We start from the raw sequence: 13,823 nt of genomic DNA on the forward strand, positions 1-13,823 counted from the left end.
TTTTAGTCAAACTCCAGTTCCACCTGCTCCGATCCTACTAACGACCGCAGGTCGTTAAGTAAACGATCGCTGGGCGAAATACGCCACGCTGCACCAAAGCGCAGCTTTGCCCGCGCATCTGCTCTCTGATAATAGAGATGTACCGGAATGGTCCCGGAACGATGAGGTTCCAGAGACTGGCGGAGACGGTTTAAAAGCTGGTCATCAATTTGCCTGTCCGTCAGCGAGATAGCAAGTCCGCGCGCATATTTTTCCCGCGCTTCATCGATATCCATCACTTCCCTGGCGGTCATTTTAAGCCCACCGCTGAAGTCATCAAAGCTGACCTGTCCGCTGACGATCAGGATACGGTCTTTCTCCAGCAGCTGCTGGTACTTATCTAACGCATCGGTAAATAGCATGACTTCCAGACGACCGGAGCGATCGTCCAGAGTACAAATACCAATTCGGTTGCCGCGCTTGGTCACCATCACGCGGGCGGCGATCACCAGCCCCGCAGCAATAGTGACCTTGCCACGTTCAGTGGGATGCATATCTTTCAGCCGCATCCCGCCGACATAGCGCTCAATCTCTTTCAGATACTGATTAATCGGATGCCCGGTAAGATAGAGCCCCAGCGTTTCACGCTCGCCATCCAGCTGCACCTGCTCTGGCCACGGCGTAATTGACGCATACGATTTTTCGACCTGCTCCGGCTCTTCAGCCAGCACGCCAAACATATCTGCCTGCCCCGTCGCCTCTGCTTTCGCATGCTGGTCAGCGGCTTTCAGGGCATCGCTCAGAGCGCTCATCAGCGCCGCGCGATGGGGCCCGAGCCGGTCAAACGCGCCGGACATGATCAGCTTCTCCATCACCCGGCGGTTGATTTTGCGCGTATCGGTACGCGCGCAGAGATCGAACAGCTCTTTAAAATAGCCGCCCTGATTACGCGCTTCCAGGATCGCTTCAATCGGGCCTTCACCGACGCCTTTGATCGCGCCGATGCCATAGACAATTTCACCGTCATCGTTGACGTGGAACGGATAGAGGCCGGCATTGATATCCGGCGGCAGCACTTTCAGGCCCATGCGCCAGCACTCATCCACCAGCCCGACCACTTTCTCGGTGTTATCCATATCGGCGGTCATGACCGCAGCCATAAATTCAGCCGGATAGTGGGCTTTCAGCCACAGCGTCTGATAGGAGACCAGCGCATAAGCTGCAGAGTGCGATTTGTTAAAACCATAGCCGGCAAACTTCTCTACCAGGTCGAAGATTTTCATCGACAGCTCGCCGTTGATGCCCATGCTTTCAGCGCCCTCTTTGAACACTGAACGCTGTTTCGCCATCTCTTCCGGTTTCTTTTTACCCATCGCACGACGCAGCATATCGGCGCCGCCCAGCGTATAACCCGCCAGCACCTGTGCGATCTGCATCACCTGTTCCTGGTAAAGAATGATGCCGTAGGTGGGCTCCAGTACCGGCTTCAGACTCTCATGCTGCCACTGGATATCGGGATAGGAGAGCTCTTCACGGCCATGCTTACGGTCGATGAAGTTGTCCACCATGCCGGACTGCAGCGGGCCAGGACGAAACAGCGCCACCAGGGCGATCATATCTTCAAAGCAGTCAGGCTTCAGTCGCTTGATCAGATCTTTCATGCCGCGCGATTCAAGCTGGAACACCGCCGTGGTCTCCGAGCGCTGCAGCATATCGAAGCTTTTTTTATCATCAAGCGGAATAGCCGCAATGTCGATCGGCGGCAGCCCCTGCTTTTCACGGCGCGGATTGATCATCTTCAGCGCCCAGTCGATGATGGTCAGCGTACGCAGGCCGAGGAAGTCAAACTTCACCAGTCCGGCATACTCCACATCATTTTTATCAAACTGGGTGACGGGGAACTGGCCGTTTTCGTCGCAGTAAAGCGGGGCAAAATCGGTGATTTTAGTCGGCGCGATAACCACGCCGCCAGCGTGCTTGCCGGCGTTTCGCGTGACGCCTTCCAGCTTACGCGCCATGTCGATCAGCGCCCTGACCTCTTCATCAGCGTCATAGATCTCAGGCAGCTGCGGCTCAGCCTGAAACGCTTTTTCGAGCGTCATGCCCGGATCGGGCGGCACCAGCTTGGAGATGCGATCGACAAAGCCATAAGGATGGCCCAGCACGCGCCCCACATCGCGGATCACCGCTTTCGCCGCCATGGTACCGAAGGTGATAATCTGCGAAACCGCTTCACGACCATACATCTCGGCAACGTGATCGATCACCTGATCGCGCTTCTCCATGCAGAAGTCGACGTCAAAGTCGGGCATGGAGACACGTTCCGGGTTCAGGAAGCGTTCAAACAGCAGGTCAAATTCCAGCGGATCGAGGTCGGTGATCTTCAGCGCATAGGCCACCAGTGAGCCGGCACCGGAACCACGTCCGGGTCCGACCGGGATCCCGTTATCTTTTGACCACTGGATAAACTCCATGACGATCAGAAAGTAGCCCGGGAACCCCATCTGGTTAATAACGTTAAGCTCAATCTCCAGGCGCGCATCGTAGGCCGGGCGCTTCTGCGCACGCAGCTCTTCATCCGGAAAGAGAAACGCCAGGCGCTCTTCAAGCCCCTCGCGTGATTTCACCACCAGAAACTCTTCGGTGGTCATCTCGCCGGTCGGGAACTGCGGCAGAAAATATTCGCCGAGGCGGACGGTGACGTTACAGCGCTTAGCAATCTCCACGCTGTTTTCCAGCGCTTCCGGGATGTCCGAAAACAGCTCGCACATCTCCTCTTCGCTGCGCATATATTGCTGAGGACTGTAATGGCGCGGACGTTTCGGATCGTCCAGCGTATAACCGTCGTGGATCGCCACGCGGATCTCATGTGCATCGAAGTCCTCTTCATTAATGAAGCAGACTTCATTGGTTGCCACGACCGGTATCCCTTCTGCTATCGCCAGCTCAACGGCCGCATGCAGATAGCTCTCCTCATCGGCGCGTCCGGTGCGGAGCAGCTCAAGGTAGTAACGGTCGGGAAAGTGCTGCTGATAAAAGCTCAGACACTGCGCCACCAGCGCGTTATTGCCGCGCAGCAGGCTGCGCCCGACATCGCCGCGTCGTCCGCCTGACAGGACAATCAGCCCTTCGCCCAGCTCAATCAGCCAGTCGCGATCGAGGACAGGTCCGGCAATGCCGTAGCCGCGCTGATAGGCGCGCGAAATCAGCAGCGTCAGATTCTGATAGCCGGTGTTATTCGCCGCGAGCAGCGTAAGCTGCGTAAGCTCATCGCCCATGAGTTCACTGGCGACCTGAAAATCAGCGCCGATAATCGGTTTAACGCCGGCACCGTGGGCGCTGCCATAGAAGCGCACCAGGCCGCAGAGGTTGGTGTAATCCGTAATCGCTATTGCCGGCATCCCCAGCGCCGCGGCTTTTTTCACCAGCGGACCGGTCTTCGCCAGGCCATCGACCATGGAGTAGTCGCTGTGCACGCGCAGATGTATAAAACGAGGTTCAGCCATATCGATTTCCGGTTAAAACAGCGTCAGGCTTAATAAAGCGGCGCGGGTTGTACTGAGGCGTGCAGTTCGGCATCCAGCAGCGCATTGCGCACTGGCGCAAAACTGCGACGATGGTGCGGCGTGGCACCAAACTGTTTGAGCTTCGCCATATGAAGCGCGGTGGGGTAACCTTTATGCTGCGCAAAGCCATACTGCGGAAAGAGACGATCGAGTTCAGCCATTTCGCGATCGCGCGTCACTTTGGCAATGATGGATGCAGCGCTGATTTCCTGCACCAGACTGTCGCCTTTGATCACCGCCTGCGCAGGCATCGCCAGCGCCGGACAGCGATTGCCGTCGATCAGCACAAAATCGGGCGTCAGGTGCAGCCCTGCCACCGCGCGCTGCATCGCCAGCAGCGTGGCATGCAGAATATTGAGCTGGTCGATCTCTTCTGGCTCAGCCCTGCCGAGGTTCCACGCCAGCGCCTTTTCGGTAATTTCATCATACAGCGCCAGACGGCGCTTTTCCGACAGCTTTTTTGAGTCTGCCAGCCCAGCAATCGGGTTAGCAGGATCGAGGATCACCGCCGCCGTTACCACGGCTCCTACCAGCGGGCCGCGTCCGACTTCGTCCACGCCCGCAATACGTTGCGCATCAGGATAGATAAATTCAGCCATGAGCAATCTCCAGTACCGCATCCGCCGCCTGCTCATCGGCATTCCAGCGGATCTGCTGATGCAGTTGAGTAAAGGTTTCCAGCAGCGCGTCGCGTTCGGCACCCGCATGCAGCAGCGGCTCCAGCGCGGCGGCCAGCGTCTGCGGCTGGCACTCATCCTGCAGCAGCTCTTTAACCAGCTCCCGCCCCGCCAGCAGATTAGGCAGCGAGACGTAAGGCGTTTTGACCAGGCGCTTCGCCAGCCAGAAGGTAACGGGTTTCATACGATACCCCACGACCATCGGGCACTTTGCCAGCATACACTCCAGCGCCGCGGTGCCGGATGCCAGAATAGCCGCATCGCTGGCGATCATCGCCTGACGCCCTTTGCCATCCAGCAGGTGCATAGGCAGCTCAGGCGCAACCTCTGCTTTAATCTGTTCAAACTGCGCCCGCCGCTTTGCGTTAACCAGCGGAACCACGATTTCCAGCGCCGGGTAGCGCTGACGCAGCAGCTGCGCCGCGCGCAGAAAATCGGCGCTCAGCATTTCAACTTCTGCACCGCGACTGCCTGGCAGTAAACCGAGACAGATTGCGTCGGCTGCAATACCCAGCTCGCGACGCGCGGCCTGCTTATCAGGCTGCAGCGGCATCGCATCAGCCATGGTATGACCGATAAAACGACACGGCACGTTAAAGCGATCGTAGAACGCTTTCTCGAACGGCAGAAACGCCAGCACCATATCGGTATTGCGGCCAATCTTAAAGACGCGCTTCTGACGCCATGCCCAGACGGAAGGGCTGACGTAGTGCACGGTACGAATACCGGCGCGCTTCAGGTTGCCTTCCAGGGTGATATTAAAATCCGGCGCATCAATACCCACAAACACATCAGGGCGGAGCGCGATGAAGCGCTGCGTCAGGTCTTTGCGGATGGTCAGCAGACGTCGCAGGCGGCCCAGCACTTCGACAATGCCCATCACCGCCAGCTCTTCCATTTCGTACCAGACTTCGCAGCCTTCTGCCTGCATCAGCGGGCCCGCTACGCCGACAAAGCGTGCATCAGGATGACGCGCTTTCAGCGCGCGGATCAGGCCGGCACCAAGAATATCGCCGGAGGTTTCTCCGGCGACCAGGGCAATCGTTAAGGGACGCACTGACATGAATTAACGGATCAATCCACGGGTTGAACGGGCGAAGAAATCAAAGAACGGCTGGACTTCGCTGTGCTGCTGCGCCAGCGCCTCGATTTCAGGCTTGACCTCATCCAGCGTTTTACCGCTGCGGTAGAGCAGCTTGTAAGCGTTGCGAATAGCATGCAGCGCCTCTTTGCTGAAGCCGCGACGCTTGAGACCTTCAATATTGACGCCAAACGGCGTGGCGTGGTTACCCTGCGCAATAATGTATGGCGGAATATCCTGCGCCACGCCGGAACAACCGCCAACCATAACGTGAGCGCCGATAGTGCACCACTGGTGCACGGCCGTCACGCCGCCGATGATCGCAAAATCATCCACGGTAACGTGGCCGCCCAGCGTCACGTTATTCGCCAGAATGCAGCGGCTGCCAATCACGCAGTCGTGTGCAATGTGCGCATTCACCATCAGCAGGTTGTCGCTGCCAACTTTAGTCAGTCCGCCACCCTGCGTGGTGCCGCGATGAATGGTCACGCTTTCGCGGATCCGGTTGCGATCGCCGATTTCGGTGCGGGTAGGTTCACCCGCATATTTCAGATCCTGATTTACCTCACCAATAGAGACAAACTGATAGATCTGGTTCTCTTCGCCGATGCGCGTATGGCCATTAACCACAACGTGTGATTTCAATACCGTACCTGCGCCAATTTCCACGTCAGCACCCACAATACAGAAGGGACCGATATGAACATTTGCACCCAGTACAGCACCCTCTTCAACGATGGCGGTCGGATGGATGGTGGCGGTTGAATCAATCACTAATTATGCCTCCCGGCTACGGGCACACATCATGGTCGCTTCACAGACAATTTTACCATCCACTGTAGCAACGCCTTTAAAACGTGTCAGACCACGACGGGTTTTTTCGAAGGTAACTTCCATGATCATCTGGTCGCCTGGTACTACCGGGCGCTTGAAGCGGGCTTCATCGATACCGGCAAAATAATAGAGCTCGCCAGGTTCCAGTTTGCCAACGCTTTTAAACGCCAGAATACCGGTCGCCTGCGCCATCGCTTCTAAAATCAGAACGCCTGGGAAAATCGGTTTACCAGGGAAGTGCCCCTGGAAAAACGGTTCATTAACAGAAACGTTCTTTACCGCACGCAGATATTTGTGCTCTTCAAAATCCAGCACGCGATCCACCAGCAAAAACGGATAGCGGTGCGGCAGCAGTTCTAAAATCTCTTCGATTTTCAGAGTATGCGTTTCAGTAGTCAAAATACTCTTCCTGTCCTAAAAAATCTGATGGCAACAATAACACGGCCTGCACCGATCAAAATGATCTTTCGCAGGCCGCAAATCAGTTCGGTGGCGTTCGCTTCTCTGCGCTACCTGCTGCCCTTTACCACACTGAAGGGCAAAAGCAGGCAGGCGGCATTGTTATGAAAGCGGGTCGCGCGGATGTGCTTAGCTGTTTTTATCAACTTTGCGTTCGATGGCTTTCAGACGTTTGCTTATGTCATCGATATTCATCACCAGCGCTGCCGTTTTACGCCAGGCTTTGTTCGGTTGCAGTGGGATCCCTGAGGAGTAAACCCCCGGCTCTGTAATGGGACGCATCACCATGCCCATACCGGTTACGGTTACTTTATCGCAGATCTCCATATGGCCGTTAATGACGCTGGCGCCGCCAATCATACAGTAACGTCCAATCTTCAGGCTACCGGCCATGATCACACCTCCCGCAACGGCTGTATTGTCACCAATTACAACGTTGTGGGCAATCTGACACTGGTTGTCTATGATAACACCATTGCCGATCAGAGTGTTATCCAGCGCACCGCGATCGATAGTGGTGCAGGCACCAATCTCTGTCCGGTCACCAATGATGACCGTGCCGAGCTGAGGGATTTTCACCCAGTTGCCGCGATCGTTAGCATACCCGAAACCATCTGCACCGATGACAGTACCTGACTGAATCAGACAATCCTGACCAATCTGAATCTCATGATAAATCGTCACGTTGGCCCAGAGGCGCGTGCCGCTGCCAATCCGGCTCTTTTTGCCGACAAAACAGCCTGCACCAATCACGACGTTGTCACCCAGCTCAACGCCAGACTCAATCACCGCGTTCGCCCCTACCGACACATTTTGTCCCAGCGAGGCGGAAGGATCGATCACCGCGCTGGGCGCGATATTCTGCGCGGGCTGCGGCGTGGTGTCCAGCAGTTGTGCCATGCGGGCATAGGTAAGATAGGGATTTTTCACTACCAGGGCGGCAGTATTGCACCATTCCAGATCCGCTTCCGTCAGCACCACGGCTGACGCCTGAACGCTGGCGAGCTGCTCGCGGTAGCGGCTGTTGGCAAGAAAAGTGATTTGACCAGGGGTGGCGGATTGCATAGAAGCAATGCCGGAGATGACGATATCGCCATCTCCGTGCAATTCTGCATCCAACTGCTGGGCTAAATCAGCCAGTCGAATTGATGACATCGATTATTTAACCTGTTTCAGCACGTCAGCAGTAATGTCTTTCGCATTAGCAGCATAGGCTACGGCGTTAGCATCAATCACGACATCATAACCATCGCTGTCTGCCACTTTCTTCACGGCATCCTGGATACGGCTCAGCAGTTTGTTACGCTCTTCCATCTGGCGACGACGGTTATCCTGTTCGAAAGCCTGGGCTTTGCTGGAGAACGCTTCGCGCTGGGACATGATGTCTTTTTCCATGCGGCTACGCTCGCTCGCCTTCATGGTAGAAGCATCACGCTGCAGTCTCTGCATTTTGGTCTGCAGATCGCGTTCCTGGCCCTGCAGCTCAGTTGCGCGGCCTTTGAACTCATTCTCAAGCTGTTTAGCAACGGTCGCACGTTGCGGTAACTGCTGGAAAATGCTGGACACGTTTACCACTGCAATTTTGTCAGCAGCCTGAACGCCAGCGGAAACCGCTAAAGCAAGACCCAGACCTGCGGCACACAACAACTTTTTCACTATAAACTCCTTACCATCAACGTTTGTGTCTGCGACACAGTGTTTGGCTCGCTTAGCGCTTTGCTGCGCTAAGCTATGCCGTACTTCGCTTCTGCTTCCCTGCTCAGAACATTACCAGGTTTTACCGATGTTAAACTGGAACTGCTCTGCTTTGTCTCCCTCGACTTTCTTCACCGGCTGGGCATAGGAGAAGACCAGCGGGCCCAGTGGCGACATCCACTGCAGCGCCAGGCCTGCAGAGACGCGAATGTTGTTAGGATCGCTGTAGTCCGGAATATCCGCAGCGCGGGTGGCGGCCGTATTCTGCCAGTTAGTATCCCAGACGGTACCGGCGTCCACAAACAGTGAAGTGCGCACGGAGTTAGCGTACTTCTCGCTCAGGAACGGCGTTGGCGTGATCAGCTCAAGGCTGGCAATCGCCATCGCGTTACCGCCCACCGCATCATCTGACTTACAGATCCCGTTTGGATCGGTCAGATTACACGAGGAGGAGCGATCGTTAAGGTAAGCGGCTTTCGGACCAATGGTATTGGAACGGAAACCACGCACCGTACTGGAGCCGCCGGCATAGAAGTTCTCATAGAACGGCATCTCTTTATCCCCGATGCCGTCACCATAGCCCACACGACCACGTCCCAGGACTACCCAGGTGCCGTCACGGTTCAGCGGCACATACTGCTGCGTATCCAGCGTCGCCTTATAGAACGCGTTGTCTGAACCTGGAATCGTCACCTTACCGTTCAGGTTGGTGCGGTTACCGCTCGTCGGGAAGAAGCCGCGATCCAGCGTATTGTAGGTCCAGCCATAGTTAAAGGTAAAATCATCCGCAGAGAAATCGCCTTTATTATTGAGTCCCTGTGGACGCCCGACCGAGTCGAGGTAGCGCCACATTGCTACCTGCGGCCGCATGTTCGACAGATCGTTATGCACATAGCCTAAGCCAACGCGCAGGGTGTTGTTCTCATTAACCGGGAAGCCCAGCGTGCCATCAACACCGTAACTCTTGTTGGTGTAGTCTGACAGATCGGCATCGTCCGCTTTAAAGTCGTTATAGAACAGGCGACCGCCCAGACTCACGCCATCAACCGTAAAGTAGGGATCGGTCAGTGAGAATTCAGCATAGGTCTGATAATCATTTTTGGTGCCGCTGATACCAACGGTATTACCGGTACCGAGCCAGTTATCCTGGGTAACACCCACCTGGAAGCTGACGCCGCTTTCTGTACCGTAGCCCACGCCAAAGTTAAAGGTACCGGTGTTGCGCTCTTTAACTTTGTAGACCACATCCACCTGATCCGGTACGCCTGGTACGCGCTGCGTATCCACATCAACCGTTTCAAAGTAACCGGTGCGGTTCAGACGCTCTTTACCCTGGTCAACCAGATCGCTGCCCAGCCATGCGCCTTCCATCTGACGCATTTCACGGCGCAGCACGGCATCTTTTGAGGTGTCATTCCCTTCAAAACGGACTTTACGCACGTAATAGCGATTACCGGCATCAACGTTGATATGCAGCTTAACGGTTTTGTCAGCGTCGCTGATTTCCGGCTGCGTCACGACGCGCGGATAGGCATAGCCATAGCGGCCCAGCAGCTTTTTGATATCATCTTCCATCTGCGTCACTTTGGTGCCGTTGTAAAGCTCACCATTCGGGATTTTGGTCAGATGTTCAATTTCTGCTGAGTGGCCCGCCATGCTGCCGTTCACAATCACGCCGGCGATTTTATACTGGTCGCCTTCGTTGATGTTGACGGTGATATAGATGCCTTTTTTATCCGGCGTCAGGCTGACCTGAGTCGAGTCGATATTAAAGCGCGCATAACCGCGATCCAGATAGAAACTGCGCAGCGTCTCAAGGTCGCCGGCCAGCTTCTGCTTCTGATATTTGCGATCGCCGACTACGTTCCACCACGGCACTTCATCACGCAGCTGGAAGCGGGAGATCAGTTCATCAGAGCTGAACGCTTTGTTGCCCACGATGTTGATCTGCTGAATTTTGGCAGAGACACCTTCCTGGAAAACAAATTTCAGATCCACGCGGTTACGCGGCAGCGGTGTGGCAATCGCTTTTACGCTGGCGGTGTATTTACCCACGCTGTAGTAGAAATCTTCCAGTCCCTTCTCGATTGAAGAGAGCGTGGTGCGATCCAGCGCTTCGCCGACGCGAATGCCTGATGCCTCGAGGTTCTGCTTCAGCTGATCCTCTTTCACCGCCTTGTTACCGGAGAATGTGATGCTGGCAATAGTCGGACGCTCTTTGACCTGAACAATCAGGGTCGTTCCGTCGCGTAAAACCTGCACATCTTCAAAATTGCCGGTGGCAAACAGTGAGCGAATGGTGTTTCTGATATCATCATCATTCACCGTATCACCGACGCGTACCGGCATGCTGAGCAGAGCCGCGCCGACGGCGACTCGCTGGAGACCTTCGAAATGAATGTCGTTCACCACGAAATCGTCTGCACCGTAAACGGTGGCGCTGCTAAACAGCAGCGACGCTATGAGCAACTTTTTCATCGCCATCGTTGTTATGCGTTTTCCTAACACATCCCGCGCCTGTCTGCGTTCCAGACGTTACAGGCGAGAGAAATCATTGAAAAGTGCAAGCCCCATTAACAGCACCAGCAAAATTGAGCCGATGCGATAACTGAAGTCCTGAACTCGCTCGGACACCGGTCCTCCTTTGATCTTTTCGATCGCCAGAAAAAGCAGATGCCCACCATCTAAAACCGGTAACGGAAACAGGTTGATGATGCCCAGGTTGACGCTTATCAGCGCCAGGAACATCAGATAATAAATCACCCCGTACTCCGCTGATAAACCGGCACCCTGCGCAATCGAAATCGGGCCGCTCAGGTTATTCAGCTTTACATCACCTGTAATCAGCTTACCCAGCATCGACACCGTAAGCTTCATCAGCTGCCAGGTTTTGACCCCTGCCTCACCGATAGCGGCCACCGGCCCATACTGCTTCACCGTTTTATACGCGTCAGGCAGCGGCTGCACGCGCGGAATAACGCCAGCGAACCCCTCTTCAGGCTTGCCCGGCTTCGCGGCTGGCGTCAGCGTCAGGGACTGCCGGGCGCCATTTCGCTCAACCTCAAGCGCCATTGGTTTACCCGGGTTATCCCGTACCTGCCCGGCAAATGCCTGCCACTGCGTTAACGGCTGACCATCGACTTTAACGATCCTGTCGCCCGCTTGCAAACCGGCAGCGCTGGCGGGTGAATCAGCCTGTATTTCTGCCAGCGTGGTTTCAATCTGTGGCCCGCGTGGACGAATGCCGAGCGCTACCACCGGATCCTGCTTGTCTGGCTCAAACTGCCAGTCACGCAGATCAACCCGCTTCTGCTGAGTTGCGCTTTCGCCAAACTGAGAAACGGTCAGCGTGGTACTCTCATCACCGATTTTCCCAATCAGGGCCATGCGCACAGCATCCCAGTCAGGCGTTTCGATACCGTCAACTGCGTTAAGTTCCATGCCTGACTGAATTTGCGCTTCCGCCGCGACGGAGCCGCTCACAATTTCGCCAACCACCGGTCGTACGCCGGGCACGCCATGCATAAAGACCAGCCAGTAAGCGAAGATAGCGAAGAGGAAATTGGCAACCGGCCCCGCGGCGATGACAGCAGCACGCTGCAGCACGGTTTTGTTGTTAAACGCCTCGTGGCGGCGCTCAGCGGAAACGCTCTCTACGCGCTCATCCAGCATTTTGACATAGCCGCCGAGGGGGATCAGCGCAATAACATACTCTGTCCCCTGCCGGTCAGTCCGTCGCCAGAGCGCTTTACCGAAACCGATAGAAAAGCGTTCAACATAGATGCCGCAGCGGCGTGCCACCCAGAAGTGGCCAAACTCATGCACGGTGATCAGCACGCCCAGCGCGACGATGAAAGCAGCAAAACTCCAGAGAATGCTTAACATAGTGGCTGCTCCTAGAGGGTATGAAACACCAGCAGCAGCAGGCAGGCAAATACCGGCACGGCCGCTGTCAGGCTATCGATACGATCGAGGATACCACCGTGGCCGGGAATAAGATTTCCGCTGTCTTTAATGCCCGCTTCACGCTTAAACATACTTTCAGTGAGATCGCCCAGTACCGAGGCGAGCGTGGCAACAACGGCACACGCAATCAGCGTGCCCGGCGCCACCGTCAGCGGAGCCAGCAGCGCAAACAGCCAGGCGATGACAGCGGAGGAGAGCAGCCCGCCAAAAAAGCCTTCCCAGGTTTTACCCGGCGAGACTTTAGGCGCCAGCTTGTGTTTGCCGAACAGACGACCAAACATATAGGCACCCGAGTCCGCGCCCCATACCAGCAGCATAACGAACAGGAGCCACCAGGCACCGGCGAAGTGATCAATGTCGTAGTGATACTGCCGCAGCGCGATCATGCCCCAGAAAAACGGGACGATAGTCAGCACGCCAAACAGCAGACGAAGTGGACGCGAACCGCGCCAGAGTGCGGCAGAGGCGGGATAGAACAGCACCAGAAAGAGCGCAACGACCCACCAGCCAAGTGCGGCCCAGAGCGAGCTTTCCAGCTGAGGCTGATGCACATCGTGAGAATAGGACGGTAAGGTAAACAGCATCGCTGCCAGCAGCAGGCCGCAGAGCAGCGCCAGCCAGACGCGCTGCTGGCGGGTAGCCATACCGGCCAGCTGCCCCCACTCCCAGGCGGCGAGCATGCAGATAGCAATCGTGGTAATCGCGAAACCAGACAGCGGTAACCAGAATAGCGCAGCGATCACCAGCGGAATCAAAATAAACGCGGTGATCAGACGAGACTTCAGCAAAGGTTACCCCCAGGTAGCTCAGGCGCCGCCTGGTGCAGCGCCGCCATAGCGTCGCTCCCGCAGAGAGAATGCATTCAGTGCACCTTCAAAAACATGTTCATCAAAATCAGGCCAAAGAACATCGGTAAACCAGAACTCAGCATAGGCTATCTGCCACAGCAGGAAGTTGCTGATTCGATGCTCTCCCCCGGTCCTTATCACTAAATCCACCGGCGCCAGCTCCTGCATACAGAGGTAGGGAGCAAGGCTTTCTTCGGTTATCTGGTCAGGACGCAGCAGCCCTTCCTGAACCTGTTCGGCCAGTTTCCTGGCACCCTGGATAATATCCCAACGGCCGCCATAGTTGGCAGCAATGTTGAGGGTCAGTCCATTATTTTGTTGAGTCAGTTCCTCGGCGCGGCGAATGCGTTCCTGAATACGACCAGAAAAACGGCTGATATCACCAATAATGCACAGACGTACATTATGCTTATGCAGGCTCTTTACTTCACTGTCGAGAGCCCAGATAAATAATTCCATTAACGCCGTCACTTCCTGCGGCGGTCGGCTCCAGTTTTCACTGCTGAACGCATAGAGCGTTAACGCTTCCAGCTTGTGGCTGACCGCAAAGCTGACGGCACGGCGAACCGATTTTACCCCGGCTTTGTGGCCTGAAATACGCAGTTTGCCCTGATTTTTTGCCCAGCGACCATTACCATCCATAATGATGGCCACGTGACGTGGTGTGCAGTACGACCCGTCATCGATTGTATTGTGATTGTTGGACGACATAACGCGT

General features: G+C 55.6%; 11 protein-coding genes. All 11 read right to left on the minus strand.

Going from position 1 to position 13,823, the window contains the following annotated elements; all coding sequences use genetic code 11:
• Positions 1–2 precede the first annotated feature (2 nt).
• Positions 3–3,485, minus strand: a complete 3,483-nt coding sequence (gene dnaE, locus AC2CF9_RS09120) for a DNA polymerase III subunit alpha (RefSeq protein ID WP_484556810.1) — start codon at positions 3,483–3,485, stop codon at positions 3–5.
• A gap of 29 nt (positions 3,486–3,514) precedes the next feature.
• Positions 3,515–4,144 (minus strand): ribonuclease HII, encoded by a 630-nt coding sequence (gene rnhB / locus AC2CF9_RS09125; RefSeq protein WP_150017914.1) that lies wholly within the window; start codon positions 4,142–4,144, stop codon positions 3,515–3,517.
• A complete protein-coding gene (gene lpxB, locus AC2CF9_RS09130; RefSeq protein WP_484556811.1) occupies positions 4,137–5,285 on the minus strand; it encodes a lipid-A-disaccharide synthase in 1,149 nt (382 codons plus the stop codon). The genes rnhB and lpxB overlap by 8 nt, the downstream gene beginning before the upstream one ends.
• A 3-nt stretch (positions 5,286–5,288) precedes the next feature.
• Entirely contained in the window at positions 5,289–6,077 is a 789-nt protein-coding gene (gene lpxA / locus AC2CF9_RS09135; protein ID WP_039382744.1) for an acyl-ACP--UDP-N-acetylglucosamine O-acyltransferase, read from the minus strand.
• 3 nt (positions 6,078–6,080) lie between these two features.
• Positions 6,081–6,536 carry a 3-hydroxyacyl-ACP dehydratase FabZ gene (gene fabZ, locus AC2CF9_RS09140; RefSeq protein ID WP_007893924.1) on the minus strand — a complete coding sequence of 152 codons (456 nt, stop codon included), beginning with the start codon at positions 6,534–6,536 and terminating at the stop codon, positions 6,081–6,083.
• 189 nt (positions 6,537–6,725) lie between these two features.
• Positions 6,726–7,751, minus strand: a complete 1,026-nt coding sequence (gene lpxD / locus AC2CF9_RS09145; protein WP_039382740.1) for a UDP-3-O-(3-hydroxymyristoyl)glucosamine N-acyltransferase — start codon at positions 7,749–7,751, stop codon at positions 6,726–6,728.
• A gap of 3 nt (positions 7,752–7,754) precedes the next feature.
• Positions 7,755–8,252 (minus strand): molecular chaperone Skp, encoded by a 498-nt coding sequence (skp, locus tag AC2CF9_RS09150; protein WP_039382739.1) that lies wholly within the window; start codon positions 8,250–8,252, stop codon positions 7,755–7,757.
• 111 nt (positions 8,253–8,363) lie between these two features.
• Positions 8,364–10,775: an outer membrane protein assembly factor BamA gene (gene bamA / locus AC2CF9_RS09155; RefSeq protein ID WP_150018000.1), complete on the minus strand. Its 2,412-nt coding sequence runs from the start codon at positions 10,773–10,775 to the stop codon at positions 8,364–8,366.
• 51 nt (positions 10,776–10,826) lie between these two features.
• Positions 10,827–12,176: a sigma E protease regulator RseP gene (gene rseP / locus AC2CF9_RS09160; RefSeq protein ID WP_150017917.1), complete on the minus strand. Its 1,350-nt coding sequence runs from the start codon at positions 12,174–12,176 to the stop codon at positions 10,827–10,829.
• A gap of 11 nt (positions 12,177–12,187) precedes the next feature.
• Positions 12,188–13,045, minus strand: coding sequence for a phosphatidate cytidylyltransferase (gene cdsA, locus AC2CF9_RS09165; protein ID WP_484556812.1), 858 nt, complete (start codon positions 13,043–13,045; stop codon positions 12,188–12,190).
• Between the two features lie 18 nt (positions 13,046–13,063).
• Complete coding sequence (gene ispU, locus AC2CF9_RS09170; RefSeq protein ID WP_039382733.1) at positions 13,064–13,816, minus strand: (2E,6E)-farnesyl-diphosphate-specific ditrans,polycis-undecaprenyl-diphosphate synthase; 753 nt, start codon at positions 13,814–13,816, stop codon at positions 13,064–13,066.
• Positions 13,817–13,823 lie beyond the last annotated feature (7 nt).

The organism is Pantoea sp. SYBGC1 (assembly GCF_057197005.1).

Excerpts from the sequence above, each read along its gene's own strand:
- dnaE (WP_484556810.1), bottom strand. The coding sequence starts at position 3,485 with ATGGCTGAACCTCGTTTTATACATCTGCGCGTGCACAGCGACTACTCC.
- rnhB (WP_150017914.1), bottom strand. The coding sequence starts at position 4,144 with ATGGCTGAATTTATCTATCCTGATGCGCAACGTATTGCGGGCGTGGAC.
- rseP (WP_150017917.1), bottom strand. The coding sequence starts at position 12,176 with ATGTTAAGCATTCTCTGGAGTTTTGCTGCTTTCATCGTCGCGCTGGGC.
- lpxD (WP_039382740.1), bottom strand. The coding sequence starts at position 7,751 with ATGTCATCAATTCGACTGGCTGATTTAGCCCAGCAGTTGGATGCAGAA.
- ispU (WP_039382733.1), bottom strand. The coding sequence starts at position 13,816 with ATGTCGTCCAACAATCACAATACAATCGATGACGGGTCGTACTGCACA.
- bamA (WP_150018000.1), bottom strand. The coding sequence starts at position 10,775 with ATGGCGATGAAAAAGTTGCTCATAGCGTCGCTGCTGTTTAGCAGCGCC.
- lpxB (WP_484556811.1), bottom strand. The coding sequence starts at position 5,285 with ATGTCAGTGCGTCCCTTAACGATTGCCCTGGTCGCCGGAGAAACCTCC.